This window comes from Schnuerera sp. xch1 (genome assembly GCF_019931165.1).
Classification (GTDB): Bacteria; Bacillota; Clostridia; order Tissierellales; family Tepidimicrobiaceae; genus JAIOUP01.
This window is the reverse complement of sequence record NZ_JAIOUP010000002.1, coordinates 74,310-95,819: the sequence shown is the minus strand read 5'-3', so window position 1 is coordinate 95,819 and position 21,510 is coordinate 74,310. Positions and strand designations below refer to the sequence as shown.

Here is a 21,510-nt window from a genome sequence, read left to right as displayed (position 1 = left end):
TAAACATGAGAATAAAAACTAATATAATTGATTTTATGGAGGAAAAACTATATAAACCTATGCTTAAAGAAGAGTTAGCTGTTCAGTTTGGAATAGAAGAAAGAGAGACAAAAGAATTTTATAAAATATTAAATGAAATGGAAAGAGAAGGAAGTATAATAAAGATTAGGAATGAAAGGTATGGCCTTGTATCGAAAATGAACCTAGTAGTAGGAAAGTTACAAGGAAATGAAAGGGGCTTTGCCTTTTTCATTCCTGATGATAGAGGAATGGAAGATATATTTATACCAGCTGAAGGAACTAATGGTGCAATGCATGAAGATAGAGTTGTTGTAAAGATAACAAATATGGGATCTAAAGATAGGAGAGATGAAGGAGAAGTCATCAGAATATTAGAGAGAGCAAATAATACTATAGTAGGAACCTACGAAAGTAGTAAAAATTTTGGATTCGTAATACCTGATGATACAAAAATAGCTTATGATGTGTTTATACCAAAAGAGCATATTAATGGAGCCAAAAACAATCAAAAAGTAGTAGTTGAGATAGTGAGATGGCCAGAGAAGAGAAGGAATCCAGAAGGCAAAATAGTGGATATATTAGGGTGTGTAGGAGAAAAAGGTGTAGATATATTATCGATAATAAAACAATTTAAGCTACCAGAAGAATTTCCGCCAAAGGTTAAACAACAGGCAAATATAATTGAGGAAGAGATAAGTGAAGAGGAAATCAAAAACAGAGTAGATTTAAGAGATTTAAATACCTTCACCATAGATGGACCAGATGCTAAAGATTTTGATGATGCTGTTTCTATAGAAAAAGTTGAAAATAATTATAGATTGGGAGTACATATAGCAGATGTCTCTCATTATGTTAAGGAAAAATCTGCTTTAGACAGAGAGGCTTATAAAAGAGGAAATAGTATATATTTAATAGATAGAGTAATACCTATGTTACCAGAGGAATTATCAAATGGGATCTGTAGTTTGAATCCAAATGTAGACAGATTGACTATGTCAGTATTTATGGAGATTGATTCAGAAGGCAATGTAATAAAGCATGAAATAGTAGAAGGAGTTATAAGAAGTAAAGCAAGATTAATTTATGATGAAGTATCAGACTTGTTAGAAAAAAATGATAATAAAGCTTTCGAGGGATTAGAAAAGATAGTTGACGACTTAAAGCTGATGAATGAATTATGTAATATTTTAAATGAAAGAAGAGAGAGAAGAGGAAGTATTGATTTTGATTTTTCAGAAGCTAGGATAATACTTGATGATAAAGGTAAGCCTATAGATATTGTAAAGGAAGATAGGAGAATAGCTAACAGGATGATAGAAGAATTCATGTTGGTTTGCAACGAAACTGTAGCTGAGCAAATGTATTGGGCTGAAGTACCATTTTTATTTAGGATTCATGAAGAGCCTGATGATGAGAAAATTAATAGCTTTAATAAAATTATTCATAACTTTGGCTATATGATCAAAGGTAGTCAAGAAATTCATCCAAAGGAATTGCAACGGATTACAAAAGAAGTCAAAGGAAAAAAGGAAGAGACATTGATTAACACTATTATGTTAAGGTCACTTAAAAAGGCCCGATATAGCAGCGAACATAATGCTCATTTTGGATTGGCAGCTCAATACTATACACATTTTACTTCACCAATTAGAAGATATCCAGACTTACAAATTCATAGAATCATTAAGAGTTTTAATAAAGGGAGATTGAGTTCTAAAGAGCAAGCTAGGCTAGATTCAATATTACCTAAAGTAGCAGATCATACTTCAAAAACAGAAAAAATAGCAGAAGAAGCTGAAAGAGAAGTAGATGATTTAAAGATGACAGAATATATGTCTGAAAGAGTTGGAAATGTATATGAGGGTATTATTTCTTCATTAATGCACTATGGAATGTACGTACAGTTAGAAAACACAATAGAAGGATTAGTCCATTTTGAAAACATGATAGATGATTATTATGAATTTGATGAAGATAACTATTATATGATTGGCCAGAATACTGGAAAGAAGTATAGGTTAGGGGATGTTGTAAAAGTGCGAGTAGTAGATACTAATTTAATCAAGAGAACAATAGATTTTATGCTAGTACATTAGAAAATTGGCTAAGTGAAGTTAATAAGCTATTGACAGTCATAAAAAAGGTTGATAAACTTTTGTTTAGACTTAAGAAGAAGTGTGGTGATTTATTTATGAAAAACGAAAATGTGAAAGTAGTAGCTACCAACAGAAAAGCAAAACATGAATACTTTATAGATGATACTATTGAAGTGGGACTAGTGTTAAAAGGAACAGAGGTTAAATCTATTAGACAGGGTAAGATAAATGTAAAAGAAAGTTACGCCACCATAGAAAATGGAGAAGTATTTATTTATGGTATGCATATAAGCCCTTATGAACAAGGAAATATTTATAATGTGGATCCAGTTAGAAAGAGAAAATTACTACTTCATAAAAGGGAGATTAGAAAATTAAATTCATCTATTATGCAAAAAGGATATACATTAGTCCCATTACGAGTGTATATAAGCAATGGATTAGTAAAATTAGAGTTAGCAATAGCTAAAGGTAAAAAACTATATGATAAAAGACAGGATATAGCTAAAAGGGATGCTCAAAGGAGAATAGAAAGATATTCAATTGAAAAATATAGAGAATGACATTAATAATGTCATATCACTTTAGATAGTTACTTTATCATACATTTATTATGATTTATTTAAGATGTATATTGTTGACAATCAACAACATATAATATATAATGTCAAATGTACAAGATAGATGTTTATTGGAGAGATTAAAATATGATTCAAAATGAAAAATATTCGAAAAAGAATTTGAGTGAAATTGTAATAGACTATGTAACAAAAAAAATATTGACAAAGGAATACAAAGAAGGAGATCGTATTCTTGAATCTAAAATTGCTATGGAATTGGATATTAGTAGGGCTCCAGTAAGAGAAGGTATAATTGAACTACAAAATCAAGGATTAATAAAGTATGTTCCAAGGAAAGGTAATTTTGTTACTGAGATGACTAAAGATGACGTCAATGAAGTTTTTGATATTAGGTTATTATTAGAAAATGATATTATTGAAATATTGATAAATGAAAAAAAACTAACCCAAACTGACTTTGATAAGTTAACTCAAATAGTAGATGAAATGGTAGCGATAGCGAAAAATGATAAGCCCGTCCTAGAAAAATTGATAAATATTAATGAAAAAGATATGGAATTTCATAAATTTATCTGGAAAAAATCTGATAGTCTGAGGAGAGTAAAGATACTTACAGATCTCTTTTATCAACTTAAGCTTGCAATGATTATTGATACAGAAATGACAGGGGATTTAGAAGTTACAGCAAGTGATCATTATGATATTATTAAATATTTAAAATCTGAAGATATAGAGAAGTGTAAAAAAGCATTGAAGAACCATATAATAAGTTATAGTCAAGATGGCGTGAGAAAGAATTATTTCAAAGATAGAAAATAATATTAAGCAAAAGGAGGTGAAACAAGTAGAATATTAAATAATGTCGACAATATACTGTATACATAACTATTGTTTATTGCGACTATCACTAAATACAAAGGAGGGTCTAAAATGTTAAATTTTACTGTTGAAGAGTATAAACAAAGGATGAAAAATGTCCAAAAATCAATGAATGAAAAAGGGATAGAAGTTTTAATAGTTACTGATCCTGCAAATATTAATTATCTAACAGGATTTGATGGATGGTCATTCTATGTGCACCAATGTTTAATTGTAATGGTAGATAGGGAACAACCTATTTGGGTTGGAAGAGGACAAGATGCAAATGCAGCAAGAATTACAACTTGGCTAGATGACGATAATATAATGTCCTATACTGATGATTATGTTCATTCTTTAGTGAAACATCCTATGGAGTTTGTAGCTGACATTATAAAAGGAAAAGGCTATCATAAGAAAACTATTGCTACAGAAATGGATGCGTATTACTACACAGCTAAATGTCAAGAAAGGCTTGAAGCTAGTCTACCAAATGCAAAATTTAAAGACGGAAATCTTTTAGTAAGTTGGGTTAAAATCATTAAGTCAGATGCTGAAATAGAATACATGAGAAAAGCAGCAAAAATTGTAGAAAAGGGCATGCAAACTGCTTATGATTCGATTGATGTAGGAGTAAGACAATGTGATGCTGCTGCAAAGGTTTTCCATGCTCTCATAAGTGGAACTGAAGAGTTTGGTGGAGACTATGCTTCTATCATTCCATTAATGCCAGCTGGTGAAAGAACTTCAACTCCTCATTTAAGTTGGACAGATGAGCCATATAAGGATGGGGATACTGTAATACTTGAACTTGCAGGAAACTACAGGAGATATCATTGTCCTCTATCAAGAACTTTAATTCTAGGAGATGCACCACAGAAGGTAAGGGATTTAGCTGCTGTTGTAGTAGAAGGGCTAACTGCTGCACTAGATGCTGTTAAACCAGGTGCTAGCTGTGAAGAACTTGAAAGAGTATGGGCTAGAAGCATTGAGAAAAGTGGATTTATCAAGGATTCAAGAATTGGATATTCGATGGGATTGAATTATCCACCAGATTGGGGAGAACATACTGCAAGTTTAAGACCAGGAGATAAAACGGTATTGAAACCTAATATGACATTTCATATGATACCAGGAATTTGGCTTGATGATTGTGGTGTAGATATTAGTGAATCATTTAGAGTTACAGAAGATGGAGTTGAGCTGTTTACATCTTATCCTAGAAAATTACTGGTAAGGGAAAGCGCTGGTGCTATAGCTGGAATATAGTTATCTTCATTTTTTAAAAGTTGTTATTGAATAGGCAAGTTTGTAACATTATCGAAGGGTATTAAAGTTGAGTTTATCAAACTTTTTCCCTTCGAGAAAAACTACTCTTAAGGGATGGTGAAAGTAGTGTTTAAAAAGGTTGAAAATGTTGTTGAGAAAATTGAAGAGTGGGTTATAAGTTTATCTGTAATTCTTATGGCTATTTTGTTGATAGTTAGTGTTATTATGAGAGTTTTTTTTAATCATAGTTTAACTTTTTCTGAAGAATTAGGACAATTTCTTTTGATAATAGTATCTTTCTTTGGTATAGGTTTCTGTGTTAGAAAGAATAAACATATTAACATGTCTATCATTTTTGATGCTGTTAATAAAAAGAATAAAAGAAAAATGATGATTTTAATAAGCGGTTTATCAACTATCATTACAGCAGTATTGGGAATATTATCGTTACAGTATATAATGTCGGTATTTAATTTTGGGAGGACAAGCCCAGCGTTAAATATACCTATGTTTTGGTTTTATATATCTGTTACGATTGGATTCTTCTTTGGAACAATAGAGTACCTTAGGATATTTATAATGAATATTAAAAATGAAGATGATGTGTATTTATCTAGTGAAGTTAACATTGATAAAACTAGTGAAGTTGATGATGGAAGTAGCATTCAGGAAAGGGAGGGTTAAAGTATGGAAATGCTTGTCGTTTTAGGAGTAATAATGGTTGTGATGTTTGCACTTAATTTTCCTATGTATCTAGCATTAATAGTGCCACCTTTAATTGTATTAATGACATTTTTCCCAAATGTTGAACCGTATTTAATAATTCAGCAGCTTATTGCAGGAGTTTCAACACAAGTATTGTTAGCTGTCCCATTGTTTATATTTGCTGCGGACATTATGTCATCAGGACAAATTTCGGGCAGATTATTAGACTTAGTAGAAGTATTTGTTGGTCATATTCGTGGAGGATTAGCTATAACTACTGTTGCAGCTTGTACATTCTTTGGAGCTATATCAGGTTCTACTCAAGCCACATTAGTAGCTATAGGAAGGCCGATGTACGGGAGATTAGATGAATCTGGTTATAAAAATGAAGATTCACTAGCATTGATAGAATCTTCTTCTATAATAGCATTATTGATTCCACCGAGTATTTCTATGATAATGTATTGTGTTGTAACTGGTACATCTGTTGCTGATTTATTTATATCAGGTGTCGTACCAGGATTGATTATGCTATTTTTATTTTCAGTATATAGTTATTTTCTAGCAAAGAAAAATGATACTCCAAGAACAAAAAAAGCAACATTAAAGGAGATTAAATCAGCATTTAAAAATGGGTTGGCTCCATTAGGTTTCCCGATTATTATATTTGTTGGAATATTTTTAGGATTATTTAGCCCTACAGAAGCAGCGGCAATATCTGTATTATATGCGATAATATGTGAAGTGTTTTTATTTAAATCAGTAAAATTTAAAGATTTTAAGGATATTGCACTTTCATCAGGTGTTGTTACAACAGCTGTATTCGTATTAGTAGCAGCAGGTGCTTTATTATCATGGGTTATATCATATGCTAGGTTACCACAGTTTATTGCAGAGTTAGTTTTGGGAACAAATCCTAGTGCTTTAAGGGTACTTATCACTACAACAATATTTTTCTTCGTAGCTGGAATGTTTGTAGATTCATTAGTTGCAATTGTAATATTAACACCTATTTTTTATGCACCAGCAGTTGCAGCAGGGGTAGATCCAATTCAGTTAGGTATATTGATTGTGTTACAAGCAGCTATAGCATCAGTTAGTCCACCATTTGGATGTAATATATTTACTGCAAGTGCAGTTTTTGAACAGCCATATGCTAAAGTTGTAAGAAAGATTCCAATATATTTGGTAATTTTGTTAGTAGTAACAGTATTGATTATTGCATTTCCACAAATATCAACATTTTTAATTTCATAAGATTGGAGGGCTAGTATTTATGGACGATATATCTAGGGAAGTAATCTCACTTGAAGATGAAGTTATAGAATTGAGAAGAGATTTTCACATGCATCCCGAATTAGGATATGAAGAGTATAGAACATCACAGATAATATATGATTATTTAGAGAATTTAGGATTGGAAGTAAAGAAGGTAGTGAAAACCGGAGTTGTTGGACTCTTAAGGGGGAAAAATCCAGGGAAAACTGTAGCACTTAGAGCGGATATAGATGCTTTACCTGTAACTGAGGAAACTGGTTTATCATATGCTTCTGTCAATAAAGGGGTAATGCACGCATGTGGTCACGATGGACATATTGCTATGTTGCTTGTAGCAGCAAAAGTATTAGTAAACCATAAGGATAAAATAAAAGGAAATATAAAATTCATATTTCAACCAAATGAGGAGGAAGCAGGGGCTCTAGATATGATAAATAAAGGAATACTTGAGGACCCAAAAGTTGATGGTGCTTTTGCTGCTCACCTTTGGACTCCCTTGAAGAGTGGAGAAATAGGTTTAAACCTAGGTGCAGTAATGGCTGCATTAGAGGAGTTTGAATTGACTATTTATGGTAGAAGTGGGCATACAGGTTCCCCGCATGAAGCAATTGATCCTATTTTAGCGTCAACCAATATAATTCAGTCTGTACAATCTATTCAAACAAGAGAGATCAATCCACTGTATCCCATAACTATTATGATAGGTAAGGTACACGGTGGAACTGGACGTAATATAATAGCTGATAAAGTGGAAATGGGAGGAACTATAAGATTCTTATTTGATGATGAAAAAAGAGAAAAGAAGCTTTTGATAGATAAGTTTGAAAGAGTTATAAGGGGAATATGTGAAGCAATGAATGTAAAATATGAATTAAAATATTTTCCTAGTAACCCTTCACTTCTTAACAACTCTAACATGGTTAACTATGTTAAAAAGGCGGCTTATGAAACTTTCGGAGTAGAAGATAATTTTGTAGATTATAGATCTATGGCAGGAGAGGATTTTGCAGAGTTTTCTCAAAGGGTACCTAGTGCTTTTTATTTTATAGGAAACGGTAATAAGGAAAAAGGTACTCATTATCCTCATCATCATTCACTGTTTAATATTGATGAAGATACTTTAAAATATGGTGTAGAGATGCATATAAGAACGGCCTTAAATTTCCTAAATAGTCAAAATTAAGGAGGAGTAAGTAATGAAAAGAATCATTCTGAGTGTAGTATCCTTAATGTTAATAATAACACTTTTAGCAGGATGTAGTGAGGAAGAAACTGTAACCTCTGATGGAAATGAAGAGGTGATTTATCACTGGAGATTTGCACATGAAGAAAACAATGGAAGTATTCAAGATGTTTATGTAAAAAAATTCGTTGAAACCCTAGAAGAAAAATCAAATGGAAAAATCAAAGTAGATATATACCCTGTCGGACAAATAGGAGATGCTACTCAGCAAGCTGAGTTGTTGCAAAATGGTGGTATAGAATTCGCTATAGTTTCACCTGGGAATACAGGAACGCTCGTTCCGGAAAATCAATTATTATCTTTACATTTTCTATTTTCAAATGATATGGAAATAAATCAAAAGATATTTAAGGAAAGTGAAGCTTTAAATGAGATGTTATCAGGAAAATATATGGAAAAAAGCATACAAGTTTTATCTTATTGGACAGAGGGAACTATGGAATGGACTACTAATAGGCCAGTTAATACACCAGATAAATGGAATGGAGTTAAGTTTAGAGTTATGCCTTCTCCAATAACTGTAGCATCTTATGAGGCCTATGGAGCTAATCCTACACCAGTCCCATATATGGAGGTATATAGTGGATTGCAGCTAAATATGATAGAAGGTCAGGAAAATCCAATTTCAGCTATTGAAGAGATGAAGTTTTATGAGGTACAAGATTATTTAACTTTAGCAAGTTCAAATTTATATATGACTTGTACATGTATAAATCCAGATTTCTTCAATGGTTTACCTGAGGAATATCAACAGATGATTTTAGAAACAGCAGATGAAGTGCAAGATTATTCTTTTGAGATACAGGAAGAATTAAATGGAAGAGCTTTAGAAATGATACAAGAGGTAAGTGATATAGAGGTAGTTACTTTAACTGATGAAGAAAGAGAAATGTTTAGAGAAGCTAGCCAATCAGCTTATGATAAATACGTACAAATGGTTGGAGAAGATGGAGAAGTTATATTAAATACTCTTATAGAAGAAATAGGTAAATTAGAAGATAAAAAAGAATAAGAGTAATAAATGAAATTAATTATTATAAGGGGGCGGGAACATGTATGATAGATTTTCTAATGCTAGAATTTTAGATGTTGACTTGACAAAAAGTGAGATAAATATTAGGACAATTCCTGGAGACATATATAGACTTTATCCAGGCGGTTCAGCATTAGGATTATATTTAATTCTTCAAGATATGGATCCAAAAGTAGAACCTTTGTCTTCAGAAAATATGTTAATATTTTCTGTGTCTCCATTAACAGGTCTTCCTATTAGTGGAACTAGTAGAGTAACAGTAACTACTAAAAGTCCACTTACAGGCACTATTGGAGATAGTCAAGCAGGTGGGTTCTTCCCTATGCACCTTAAAGCAAATGATTGGGATTCTGTACTATTCAGAGGAAAATCAGAAAAGCCAGTTTATCTATATATAGATGGAGATAATGTAGAACTAAAAGATGCAAAGAACATATGGGGGAAAGTAACTGGAGAAGTTGAAAAAATAGTTAGGCAAGAATTAGGAGAAAAAAATGTAGAAATTGCACAAATAGGTCCAGGCGGTGAAAACTTAGTAAAATATGCATCGATAATAAATATGTGTAACAGAGCCAATGGAAGAAATGGAACTGGTGCTGTAATGGGTTCTAAAAACTTAAAAGCACTAGTTGTGAAAAAAGGGAAGGCTTTAAAACCATATAATAAAGAAAAATTCAGCCAGTTTTCAAAGAAAGTAGTCAAAATGATAAGTGAAAATCCAAACATTGAAGGATTAGGAGAACATGGTACTGATGGCGACTTGGAAGAATTTAGCGATGAAGGATTTTTACCGACTAAAAATTGGACTACAGGATATTTTCCTGAAGGTGCTACAGAGATTACAGGAACTACTATGAGTGAGACTATATTAAAGAAAAGAGATACTTGCTATGGTTGTGCGGTAAGATGTAAAAGGGTAGTTGAAGTACCTGGAATAGTAAATCCATTATATGGTGGTCCAGAATATGAAACTGCTGCAGCTTTTGGGTCATATTGCGGTATTAACGATTTAAAGGCAGTTTCCTTGGCTAATCAACTCTGCAATATGTACGGCATAGATACAATTTCCTGTGGTGCTACAATAGCTTTTGCTATGGAGTGCTACGAAAAGGGTATGTTGACTAAAAAAGATACGGATGGATTAGAGCTTAAATTCGGAAATGATAAAATTCTTCCAGAGTTAATTGAGAAGATTGCTAATAGAGAAGGCATTGGTAATTTGTTAGCAGAAGGAAGCAAGAGAGCTGCACAAATAATAGGTAAAGGAACAGAATGTTTTACAATAGAAGTAAAGGGACAAGAACTTCCTGCTCATATGCCACAGTATAAACCTATGGTAGGGCTTATATATGCAGTTAATCCTTTTGGTGCCGATCATCAATCAAGTGAACATGATGTGTTCTTGAATTTACCAAAAGATAGTCAACCTATACAAAGATTAGGGCAAATAGGCACATATAAGACTTATAAAGATCCATTTACTATAGATGATGATAAAGTTAGATTTGCCTTTGATACTCAATGTTATTTCTCAATATTGGATACACTAAATTTATGCCAGTTTGTATGGGGGCCATCTTGGGAACTTTGTGGTCCTGATGAATTACTTGAATTATGTAAGCTTGGATTAGGATGGAATACATCTTTATTTGAATTAATGCGAATAGGAGAACGTCGCATTAATATGATGAGATATTTTAATGCTAGGGCAGGATTTACTAAAGAAGATGATAAATTGCCTAAAAGGATATTTGAAAAAATGCCTGATGGACCATCAGAAGGTATCCAGTTAAATGAAGAGAAGTTTAATGAAGCTAAAGAACTATACTATATTTTTGCAGGATGGGGTAAAGATACAGGAAATCCTACAGAATCTATTTTAAAGAAGTTATCCTTAGGTTGGCTGATTAAATAAAATTCTATTTTAAAGGGGAATGTCCTATGAATGTAATAGTCAATGGTAAACCCAAAATAGTTAAAGAAAATACAACAATAGAGGATTTATTGTATATGGAAAGATACAACAACTGGGTAGGAGTATGGGTTAATAACAAGCAGCTTCTTGAGAAGGAATACTCAACTTATATTATAAATGAAGAAGATGAAATCAAGATAATTAGACCGTTAGGAGGAGGTTGAACCTCTTTCTAATGACTAATATACTTATTTATATTTAACATAGTAATATATTAACATCAGGGAGGGTTATTATAATGTTTAAAACAATAAAAGATATTGACAATTTACTAAAAAAGCATACGGAATACAGAAAAGGATGTTTAAACTTAATAGCTTCAGAAAACTATTCAAGTGAAATAGTAAGGAGCTACTTATCTAGTGATTTAGGTAATAGATATGGATGCTATACTACTGAGGATCCATCAGATAGGGAATATACAGGAAATAAATATATACATGAAATAGAGATGAACACACAGAAATTGGCTAAGGATGTATTTGGAGGTAAATACGCTGACCTCAGACCAATTAGTGGACATATGGCAGGTATGGCTGTAGTTTTAGGGATTCTTGAACCTCATGAATTAGTAATAGAAGTTAGCCTTGAAGACTGGGGTCATGGCCTAGTAGGCCCAATGAGACAAGTATCTCAATTTGGAGAAACTATAAAGGTAGAATATATGAAGTTTGATCAGGATAGAGCTGTAGATGCTGAAGCATTAAAGAAGATGGCGAAAGAGCTAAAACCAAAATTAATAATATTTGGAGGTTCAGGTACCCTATTCCCAGAGCCAGTGAGAGAACTTAGACAAATAGCAGATGAGTATGGAATAATATTGGCTTATGATGCATCTCATGTAACAGGCCTTATAGCAGGAAAAGTATTTCCAAATCCTTTAAATGAAGGTGCTGATATAATGTTTGGAAGTACACATAAATCTTTTCCAGGTCCTCAAGGTGGATTCATAGTATCCAACAGAAAAGACCTCATTGAAAAGATTGGAAATACATTGTCACCTTCATTAGTAACAAGCCATCATCTAAACAGAATTCCAGCATTTGCAGCATCCTTATTGGAAATGAAAGAATATGGACATGAATACGGAGTTCAAATAATTAAAAACTCTAAAGCTTTAGCAAAGGCTATGACTAAAAGGGGGTTCAACGTTTTAGGAGCTGATAGAGGATATACCGAAACACACTTAATTCTGGTAGATGTAGGAGAATACTGCAGTCAAATGCCAGGTAAGCTTTTAGAAAGGGCAAAGATACTATGTTCTGATGACTTCTCAGGAGCAAGTCCTCAAATCAGGGTAGGAACTCCTGAAGTTACAAGAAGAGGAATGACAGAAGAGGATATGGATTATATAGCAGAACTATTTAGGAGAGTTTTAATAGACAACGAAGATGTAGATGTGATATCGAAAGATGTTGAAGCTTTTGTTGCAAAATACCAGGAACTAAAATATGCATTTTGATTTAGTTAACATATGATTAATATAGCGGAGAATTTTCTCCGCTTTTCAGACTATACAATAGCAGGTTTTGGATATTATGTATAAAATATACTGGTATATAATAATGGCCATATTACATTATCAAAGCTGGGAGGTTGTTATGAAAACATACTATAGTACAAATCCCACAGATATAAAACGCTATGATACTGAGAGATTGAGAGAAAATTTTCTCATAGATGATTTATTTGAGGAAAACAAGCTAAAATTAGTTTATAGCCATGAGGATAGGCTTATAATAGGAAGTGCATGTCCTAAAGAAAACCAATGTGTAATTGATAAGAAAAGTTTAGGACATGATTCTATATTAGATAATAGGGAACTAGGAATTATAAATATAGGGGGCTCAGGTATAGCTGTTATAGATGAACAAGCTATAGAATTAGGTTATAATGATGGTCTATATATAGGAAAAGGATCAAATACAATAATATTTAAAAGTTTAAATTCTGAAAAACCTGCTAAATTTTATATAAATAATGCACCAGCACATAAAAAATATCCTACTGTAAAAATAGACGCATCAAATGTCAAACCTGAGTTTCAAGGTCATCCTGCTCAATTAAATGAAAGAAAAATCTATAAATACATTTATCCTACTATGTGTCAAAGTTGTCAATTAGTAATGGGAGTTACAGTACTTGAGCCCAATAATCTTTGGAATACAATGCCTTGTCATATACATAGTAGAAGAACAGAGGTATACCTATATTGTAATATGTGTGAAGACCATATTGCATTTCACGTAATGGGAGAGCCTAATGAAACAAGACACATTATCGTAAAAAACGAACAAGCAGTTATTTCTCCTAGCTGGTCGATTCACAGCGCAGTAGGAACTAAAAGATACGATATTATTTGGTCAATGGTAGGGGAAAATCAGGATTTTAAAGATGTCAATTCAATTAAAAGTATTGATTTATTATAAGATGTTAAGTAACCTATGGAAGAAATAGAGGAAGTAGAAGCTAAATATCTAGAATAGTATCAGCAGAAGGAAAGTAAATTTAATTATATAGTGAAAATATTATAAAAAATAGGAGGGTAAAAATGGATTTTAATAAAATTTATATTAATGGAGAATGGATTGATAGTACGAGTGGAGAGTTTATAGAAGTTGAAAACCCAGCTAATAAAACTATAATAGCAAGGGTTCCAAGAGGGAACAAAGAGGATGTTGATAAAGCAGTAAAAGCAGCTAAAGATGCTTTTGTTACTTGGCAATTTTCTTCTCTAGAAGAAAGAATAGCTATTATGCAAAAGGTAGTAGATGGATTAAAGAACAATATAGAATATATGGCAGAAACAGTAGTAAAAGAATTAGGCTGTGGTTATAAATTTTCAAAAGAAACTCATATTAAGGACTTTGTTATGGAAGCAGAAAACTATATAAAGATAGCTAAGGAATATAATTTTGAAAAAAAATTAAGTAAATCTGTAGTAAGAAGAGAACCAGTAGGGGTGATTGGATGTTTAACACCATGGAATTTCCCATTAGAGCAAATAGTAAAAAAGGTTATACCAGCAATATTAGCAGGTAATTGTGTAATTTTAAAACCAAGCCAAACTACACCATTAACAGCATATATATTATCAGATATAGTAGATAAAGCAGGATTTCCAAAAGGAGTATTTAATTTAGTATCAGGGAAAGGTGGAGAAGTAGGTAATGCATTAGCATCGCACGAAGATGTAGACATGATATCATTTACAGGTTCTACAACAGGCGGAAGAGAAGTGTCTAAACTAGCAGCTCAAAGCATTAAAAAAGTAGTATTGGAATTAGGCGGTAAATCTGCAACAATAATATTGAAAGGTGGGGATTACAAACTGGCAGTTAAATCTACATTGGATACGGTATATCTAAATACAGGACAAACATGTAATGCATATACAAGGTTATTAGTACCAAAAGATGATCTAAAAGAAGTAGAAAAATTAATAGTTGAAGAGACTAAAAACTATAAATTTGGAGATCCATCAGATAAAAGTGTAGATGTAGGACCTTTGGCATCTAAAAAACAATTTGATAAAGTAAAAAGATATATAGAAACAGGTTTAGAGGAAGGTGCAGAAATGTTAGTTGGAGAAATTCCTGATAATGATGATAATGGGTATTATGTAGGGCCAGTGGTCTTTACAAATGTTTCAAATGATATGGTTATTGCACAGGAAGAAATATTTGGGCCAGTATTAGTTGTTATTCCATATTCTACAGAAGAAGAATCTATAGAGATTGCTAATGATAGTATATATGGATTGGCTGGTGCTGTATTTGGCCCTGAAGACAAAGCAAATGAAGTAGCAAGAAAGATAAGGACAGGTTCTATATACGTAAATGAAGGAGAATGGGATTTGGATGCTCCATTTGGTGGATATAAACACTCAGGAATAGGTAGAGAAGGTGGAGTTGAGGGGTTTGAAGAGTTTTTAGAAATTAAGACTATATATAATTAATGAGATAAAGTATAAGAAAGTTCGTTTCACAACACTCTACAAACAATTAAAGTTAGTAAAAAATATCTAGAACTTGAATATTCGTTTTAATGTTTATGACATGCTCCCTATAGTATAGGTAGAAAACTTGTCTACACTACAGGGAGCTATTTTTCATATAAAATTTAAAGTTGAACAAGGAAATCGTGATAACAACTGGGATAACCTTAAATTTTCTTAGTTTGTTGTTTTTTAAGGATGAATGTAGTACTATTATATATAATAAATATAAAAATATATTTTTATATTTACGAGTTCGAGGGTATATTTTTATTCTATAGTTATTAGTGTTAATCTCTGATGGTTGACATAATATGTCGTTTTTGTTATAATAAATATTGCACAAAAAATAATATGGGGGCGAATTTGGTATCGACGGGGATATGGAAACAGGAGTAGCGAGTCGTTGTCGCCAAACAACGTTAAAATTGGCAACTTAAATTAAACGCAGATAATAATTACGCATTAGCTGCCTAATTAAGGTAGCTCGTCCTACCCGAGAATCCCACGCCTGGGGATAGGGCGCCAAATTAGTGGGGAACCGAGCCTAGCAAAGCTTTGAGCTAGGAACGGAATACATGAAGCTACTAAAGCTTGAATCCTGTCAGTAGGAGTCAAGTGGAGGGAATGAAAAAATACTGACTGCACTCGGAGAAACTTCTGTGGGAGTATTTTCGGACGTGGGTTCGATTCGCAAGGAGTCGCCCTATGGAGCGATCTGTAGGTGAAAATCTGGCTTAATCGGTGAAGGCTAAAGAGAAATCTATGCTAATACCGAGGGGTATGTGGAGAAATCCAACAGCCCTGTATCGACTCATAGGCTGCTAAGTCAATTGATATGCGGTACTAGGATGGAAGACGACAAGACAGCAAGGGGACATTCCCTGACCATATATCTTTCATAATACGCCAGGGAGGTCAATAGACCTCAAGATATAGTCAGTGCCTTTAGGAAACTATTGGATAACATGTCCCACCGCCTCCACCATAAGGATAAAGCCTTGATTAGATTAGTTCTAGTCAAGGCTTTTATAATGCCATGAAGTCTATATAAAATTGTTCTTTTTTCTTTTTCATCTCATTGGAATACTTTCCATTTCTAGGAGTTACATTTTTATAATTGTCTAAAATATGTTCTGTTCTTAGTTTTTTCCTTTTGATAATGAGATAAGGTTGTATTTCTTCTAATAGAGTAAGTGCATCATTATATATTACTTTATATGCATAACAATCTAAATGTTTTTCTTTATTATAATTTTTTTTATGTATGATTTTTCCCATTTTTGTAGTATTCTTTATCCATGTTAGTAGTTCAATATCTGTTGATGAAATAGAAATACAAGGCGATGGATATTGATTTTTATGGAACTTTGTAAGCATAATGCTACCTTCACCATCAAGTATACCTGCGATATAAGCTTTTTCTGTTTCAAGCATAACGAAACCTCCTTATATTAATACGAACATAAGTTCTATATATATTATAGGTCTAATAAACATATAATTCAAGGAAAATTTATATTTAATTATCACTATCTTTCACAATTCCATTTAATAATAATTCAATTCAATATGATGTTATAGAAATATAAAGCGTATTACTGAAAATATTTTTGCATGCACACTAAAGAATGATATAATTAATCTAAAGAACTGGCCAATATGAAAGGGGAAAACTTGCAAATATGTTAAAATATTCATCGACTATAAAATCAAGACCATATTTATACTTAGAACTAAAAAAGGCTTTATTACTAAAGTTGCAAGGACTCAATGATAGTGAAATAAGAGAAAAAGCGATAGAAGAAAACATCTTTTCAATGAATAGCGAGAACAGAAAAAAGGAAATTGCTTCAACAATTTTAAATAGAATACAAGTTTTAGATGAGTTTTTAATGGATAAAATTGCAAATGGAACATTAGAAACAAGCAAACAAATAGCTTTATATACATTGCTAAAAACAGATCTGTTGTTTTTTGAGTTTATGCAAGAAGTATATAGAGAAAAAATTCTATTAAATGATTACTATATAACAGACAAAGACTTCAATCTATTTTTCCAAAGGAAATCAGAACAAAGTGAAAGAGTTGCGTCTTGGAAGGATTATACATATTACAAATTGAAACAAGTATATATAAGAATACTATATGATGCAGGATTTATCAAAAAAATTGACAAAGGTTTAGAAATAAAACCACCAATTATTGAAAAAGAGGTAATTGATCACTTGATTGAAAAGAATGATAAAGCATATATTGAGGCTATGTTAGGAGAGATTTAGAATGAGTATATATAAAAGATTGGATAAAATATTACCCAAATTATTAGATAAGAGTTTCAGAGAAAGTAAGGGCTTGGGTAATGAAATTGGTTACCATATATTTGACTATGATCCTAAACATGAAATGATAGTTAGAGAGCACATTAAATTCTTAAAAGAAAAAGTGAATAACGACAGTTCAGATATAGAAATCATTGAGTTTGATCTATATGAAATAATGTTAGAAATACTAGAAGAAAAGGGTTATCTCGAGAAAACATTTGATATGGAAAAGAAAAAAGGTAGAGATAAAATAATTATGCCAATAAAAAGAAGCTTACGACTAACTCAAAAGAATGACTTATTAATAGATTATATAAAAAGTAGAGTAGAAAAAAATCATATAGTATTTTTAACAGGAGTAGGAAAAGCATGGCCAATTATCAGATCTCATACTGTACTTAATACACTTCATGCAGTTATTGATCAAGTACCACTTATTATGTTCTTCCCAGGAACATACAGTGGACAAGATTTACAATTGTTTAACGAAATAAAAGATGATAACTATTATAGAGCTTTTAAATTAGTTGATTAATAAAGGGGAGAGGGGAGATTAACTGTGAAGCTAAAAAAGATGTTTTATCAAGATATCGAAAGGGATATCAAAGGAGTAATAAAAATAGGCCAAGATGATGAAGTAAATGTTGAAAATGAATTAAGGGAATATGTTGTAACTAGAGAATTAGGCAATCACTTCGATGACTTCTTTGAAGCCTATAAAAGAGGAATAAACAAGCATACAGATAAGATGGGTGTGTGGATATCCGGATTTTTTGGGTCTGGTAAGTCGCACTTCCTAAAGATATTATCCTACCTACTAGAGAATAGAGAAGTAGATAATAGAAATGCTATAGAGTATTTTGATGATAAAATAAAAGACCCTATGATTTTAGCAGATATGAAATTAGCTGGAGATACAAATGCAGATGTTATACTGTTTAATATAGATTCAAAATCTGACTCTGATTCAAAGGCCAACAAAGATGCTATAGTTAAAGTATTTATGAAAGTCTTCAACGAAATGCAAGGTTTCTGTGGATCAATTCCTTGGTTGGCTGAATTGGAGCATGGCATGGTAAAGAATGGAGGATATGAAGCTTTCAAGACTAGGTTTAAAGAATTGTCAGGCAGCACATGGGAAGAAAGCAGAGAGGACTTTTTCTTTGAAGAAGAAAATATAATAAAGGCTCTTACTGAAACAACAAAAATGAGTGAAGAATCTGCAAGAAATTGGTACGACAAGGCAGAAGATACTTACTCACTAAGTGTTGAAAAATTTGCTAATAGAGTTAAAGAATATATCGAATCTAAAGGTGGAGACCACCATGTTATTTTCTTAGTAGATGAGGTAGGGCAATATGTAGGAGAGGATGTAGGTCTAATGCTAAACCTTCAAACAGTAGTAGAAGATTTAGGAACATATTGTGGAGGAAAGGCATGGGTAATTGTAACATCACAACAGGATATAGATTCAATAACAAAAGTTAAAGGCAGTGACTTCTCTAAGATACAAGGTCGTTTCAATACAAGGCTTAATTTGTCATCCGCCAATGTAGATGAAGTAATAGAAAAACGTATTCTTAGAAAAAAAGATGTGGCAATGGATACTCTAAAATTACTCTATCAAAACAAAGAATCCATCATAAAAAACCTCATAACCTTTTCGTCAGATACTCCAGAGATGAAGGCTTATGAATCAGAGGAAGATTTTATTAAGGTATATCCTTTCATACCATATCAATTCAACCTATTACAATCTGTATTCACAGGTATAAGACTTCATGGAGCGAGTGGCAAGCACTTAGCTGAAGGAGAGAGATCACTATTAGGAGCCTTCCAAGAAGCAGCTTTGCAATATGTTGATAAAGAAGAAGGAACATTAATACCCTTTTCAGCATTCTTTGAGACAATAGAATCTTTTCTTGACTCAAATATTCGTACTGTAATTATTCATGCACAGGACAATAAAAGACTTATTGATAAAGACGTAGAAGTATTAAAATTATTATTCCTAGTAAAATATGTTAAAGAAATGCCTTCTAATATAGAAAATCTTGCTACTTTAATGGTTAAAAACATAGATGATGATAAGTTAGAAATAAAAAAGGAAATAGAAGAATCTTTGAATAGATTAATGAAGGAGACCCTTATTCAAAAGAATGGTGATGAATATATTTTCCTTACAGACCAAGAGCAGGATGTAAACAGGGAAATCCAAAACATTCACGTTGATGTTAATGAAATCATTCAAAAACTAGGTGAAGAAATATTTGGTGGCATATATACGGAAAAGAGATTTAGATACAATGCAATATATAATTTTGATTATAATAAAATCATTGATGATAAGCTTATTTCATCACAAAAAGGAGAGATTGGATTAAAGATAATTACTCCTTATTTTGATACAGGTGTAGAAATAACAGAGCAGGAACTTAAAATGATTTCCACTAGAGAAGATAATTTAATAGTCAATTTACCTAGTGATACAACTTTCTTAGAAGAAATAGAAGAAATATTGAAGATAGAGACTTACTTGAGAAGAAAGGGAGGAAACAAAACTACTTCTGAAAAAGAGGAAATAAGAATCAGAAAATCAAGAGAAGTTAGTGAAAGGAAGGAAAGAGTTAATAATTTACTAATTGAGGCTATAAAATATGCAGATATATATGCAAGTTCTCAAAAACTAAATATAAAATCTAAAAACCCAATGGAGAGAATTAATGAAGGCTTCAAAACCCTTATAAACAATAAATTTGACAAGCTTAATTACATTACCACTTTCATTGAAAGTAAAAAGGAACTAAATGATATTTTACAAGAAGCAGATGTACAAATGAAATTAATAGATGATACTCCTAATAAACTAGCAGTAGATGAGGTAAATAGAGCAATAACTAGGAAAACCGATAGAAATATACCAATAACATTGAAAACATTACTAGATGATTATACTAAGGCTCCATATGGTTGGAAGGAATTAGATGTTGAAGGTATTATACTTAAACTTTTTAAAAGCCAAGAGATAAAGTTACAATTAGGTAATGAATATCTAAATACATCCGATAAAGACCTTATAGATTATCTGACAAGGAGAGAATATAAAGAAAGACTAGTAATCAAAAAAAGAGAAAAGACTCCACCAAAATACATTAAAAATGTTAAAGAATTAAGCAAAGATTTATTCAATCTCAGCTCAATGCCTAGCGATGAAGATGGGCTGATGAATAGATTTATTGACCTTTCTAAAAATGAATTAGCCAACATTAGAGAATTATTAGTAGAATATAAACGGAATAGATATCCAGGGAAGGATGTTCTTGAATCTGGAAAGGAACTATTTGAGGAGATTATTAATATAAGGGATGTTAAAGTCTTTTATGAAAGATTATATGAGCTTAAAGCTGATTTGTTGGATTACGAAGAAGATGTTTATGATGTAAAAATGTTTTTCAAAAATCAACAGGAACAATTTGACAAGGGATTACATCAGTTAAATATATATGAAAAAAACAAAACCTATGTTATAGATAATAAAGCTATTGATCTTATAAAACGGATAGAAGATATAGTAAAATCAAAAGAGCCTTATGACAATATACAAAAATTACCTGATTTAATAGATGAATTTGTAATTAAATTTACAGAACTATTAGAAGAAGAATGTAGACCGGTTAGAGAAGTAATCGAAAGTGACCGACAAAAGGTCTTAAAAGAATTACAAATATACACTTTTGAAGATGAGTTTAAAGCATCGTTTAACAAAAGGTTTAAAGATTTACTTAATAGATTAGATAGCGTTAATGATTTCTATGAAGCAATAGCAATGAAAGAAGAATCCGATAGAATAAAAATCCGTTGTTTTGATGAAATAGAAAGAAAGAAAAAGGAATTAGCTAGAAAAAGAAAACCAACAGAAGATGATCCTATTACTGTAGGGGCTGGAAATATACCTGTGTATAAGACTAAAAAAACACGAAACATTAGTATCGCTAATCTTCTACACGGAGCCAAAACTATTGAATCAAAGAAAGATATTGAAGAACTTCTAGACCAGATTAGAAAAAGGCTGGAAGAGGAATTGGATGAAGACACTGAGATAAGACTTATATAGAATGGAGGAATCATCA

17 protein-coding genes and 1 other RNA gene are annotated in these 21,510 nt (G+C 31.9%); 17 read left to right on the top strand and 1 reads right to left on the bottom strand.

Annotation, left to right across the window (positions count from 1 at the left end; all coding sequences use genetic code 11):
* Nucleotides 1-5: 5 nt before the first annotated feature.
* The 14 genes from rnr (at nucleotide 6) to ssrA (ending at nucleotide 15,752) form a co-directional block, all read left to right on the top strand.
* The gene (gene rnr, locus K8M07_RS02780; protein WP_223376365.1) at nucleotides 6-2,117 is read left to right on the top strand and encodes a ribonuclease R; all 2,112 of its coding nucleotides are present in this window, start codon (nucleotides 6-8) and stop codon (nucleotides 2,115-2,117) included.
* A 95-nt stretch (nucleotides 2,118-2,212) separates the two neighbouring features.
* The gene (gene smpB, locus K8M07_RS02775) at nucleotides 2,213-2,680 is read left to right on the top strand and encodes an SsrA-binding protein SmpB (protein ID WP_223376364.1); all 468 of its coding nucleotides are present in this window, start codon (nucleotides 2,213-2,215) and stop codon (nucleotides 2,678-2,680) included.
* A gap of 144 nt (nucleotides 2,681-2,824) precedes the next feature.
* Nucleotides 2,825-3,517 (top strand): GntR family transcriptional regulator, encoded by a 693-nt coding sequence (locus K8M07_RS02770; protein ID WP_223376363.1) that lies wholly within the window; start codon nucleotides 2,825-2,827, stop codon nucleotides 3,515-3,517.
* A 111-nt stretch (nucleotides 3,518-3,628) separates the two neighbouring features.
* Nucleotides 3,629-4,825 carry a M24 family metallopeptidase gene (locus K8M07_RS02765; RefSeq protein WP_223376362.1) on the top strand — a complete coding sequence of 399 codons (1,197 nt, stop codon included), beginning with the start codon at nucleotides 3,629-3,631 and terminating at the stop codon, nucleotides 4,823-4,825.
* 126 nt (nucleotides 4,826-4,951) lie between these two features.
* Complete coding sequence (locus tag K8M07_RS02760; protein WP_223376361.1) at nucleotides 4,952-5,509, top strand: TRAP transporter small permease; 558 nt, start codon at nucleotides 4,952-4,954, stop codon at nucleotides 5,507-5,509.
* Nucleotides 5,510-5,512: 3 nt separating this feature from the next.
* Nucleotides 5,513-6,787 carry a TRAP transporter large permease gene (locus K8M07_RS02755; RefSeq protein ID WP_223376360.1) on the top strand — a complete coding sequence of 425 codons (1,275 nt, stop codon included), beginning with the start codon at nucleotides 5,513-5,515 and terminating at the stop codon, nucleotides 6,785-6,787.
* A gap of 19 nt (nucleotides 6,788-6,806) precedes the next feature.
* Nucleotides 6,807-7,991, top strand: a complete 1,185-nt coding sequence (locus K8M07_RS02750) for a M20 family metallopeptidase (protein WP_223376359.1) — start codon at nucleotides 6,807-6,809, stop codon at nucleotides 7,989-7,991.
* A 13-nt stretch (nucleotides 7,992-8,004) separates the two neighbouring features.
* Entirely contained in the window at nucleotides 8,005-9,063 is a 1,059-nt protein-coding gene (locus K8M07_RS02745; protein ID WP_223376358.1) for a DctP family TRAP transporter solute-binding subunit, read from the top strand.
* Nucleotides 9,064-9,103: 40 nt separating this feature from the next.
* A complete protein-coding gene (locus tag K8M07_RS02740; protein ID WP_223376357.1) occupies nucleotides 9,104-10,999 on the top strand; it encodes an aldehyde ferredoxin oxidoreductase family protein in 1,896 nt (631 codons plus the stop codon).
* 26 nt (nucleotides 11,000-11,025) lie between these two features.
* A complete protein-coding gene (gene thiS, locus K8M07_RS02735; RefSeq protein ID WP_223376356.1) occupies nucleotides 11,026-11,223 on the top strand; it encodes a sulfur carrier protein ThiS in 198 nt (65 codons plus the stop codon).
* A gap of 74 nt (nucleotides 11,224-11,297) precedes the next feature.
* Nucleotides 11,298-12,521 (top strand): serine hydroxymethyltransferase, encoded by a 1,224-nt coding sequence (gene glyA, locus K8M07_RS02730; RefSeq protein ID WP_223376355.1) that lies wholly within the window; start codon nucleotides 11,298-11,300, stop codon nucleotides 12,519-12,521.
* Between the two features lie 139 nt (nucleotides 12,522-12,660).
* On the top strand, nucleotides 12,661-13,488 hold the full coding sequence (gene kduI / locus K8M07_RS02725; protein WP_223376354.1) for a 5-dehydro-4-deoxy-D-glucuronate isomerase: 828 nt from the start codon (nucleotides 12,661-12,663) through the stop codon (nucleotides 13,486-13,488).
* Between the two features lie 122 nt (nucleotides 13,489-13,610).
* A complete protein-coding gene (locus tag K8M07_RS02720) occupies nucleotides 13,611-15,017 on the top strand; it encodes an aldehyde dehydrogenase family protein (RefSeq protein WP_223376353.1) in 1,407 nt (468 codons plus the stop codon).
* A 395-nt stretch (nucleotides 15,018-15,412) separates the two neighbouring features.
* Nucleotides 15,413-15,752: a transfer-messenger RNA gene (gene ssrA / locus K8M07_RS02715) on the top strand.
* Between the two features lie 333 nt (nucleotides 15,753-16,085).
* Here the strand turns inward: ssrA and K8M07_RS02710 are convergent.
* Nucleotides 16,086-16,493 carry an LAGLIDADG family homing endonuclease gene (locus K8M07_RS02710; RefSeq protein ID WP_223376352.1) on the bottom strand — a complete coding sequence of 136 codons (408 nt, stop codon included), beginning with the start codon at nucleotides 16,491-16,493 and terminating at the stop codon, nucleotides 16,086-16,088.
* Between the two features lie 248 nt (nucleotides 16,494-16,741).
* Here K8M07_RS02710 and K8M07_RS02705 point away from each other — a divergent pair, with 248 nt between their 5' ends.
* The 3 genes from K8M07_RS02705 to brxC are packed head-to-tail and all read left to right on the top strand — an operon-like array spanning nucleotide 16,742 to nucleotide 21,494.
* Nucleotides 16,742-17,338 (top strand): DUF1819 family protein, encoded by a 597-nt coding sequence (locus K8M07_RS02705; RefSeq protein WP_223376351.1) that lies wholly within the window; start codon nucleotides 16,742-16,744, stop codon nucleotides 17,336-17,338.
* A gap of 1 nt (nucleotide 17,339) precedes the next feature.
* Nucleotides 17,340-17,915, top strand: a complete 576-nt coding sequence (locus K8M07_RS02700) for a DUF1788 domain-containing protein (protein WP_223376350.1) — start codon at nucleotides 17,340-17,342, stop codon at nucleotides 17,913-17,915.
* Between the two features lie 24 nt (nucleotides 17,916-17,939).
* Nucleotides 17,940-21,494: a BREX system P-loop protein BrxC gene (brxC, locus tag K8M07_RS02695; protein ID WP_223376349.1), complete on the top strand. Its 3,555-nt coding sequence runs from the start codon at nucleotides 17,940-17,942 to the stop codon at nucleotides 21,492-21,494.
* The last annotated feature ends 16 nt before the right edge of the window (nucleotides 21,495-21,510 follow it).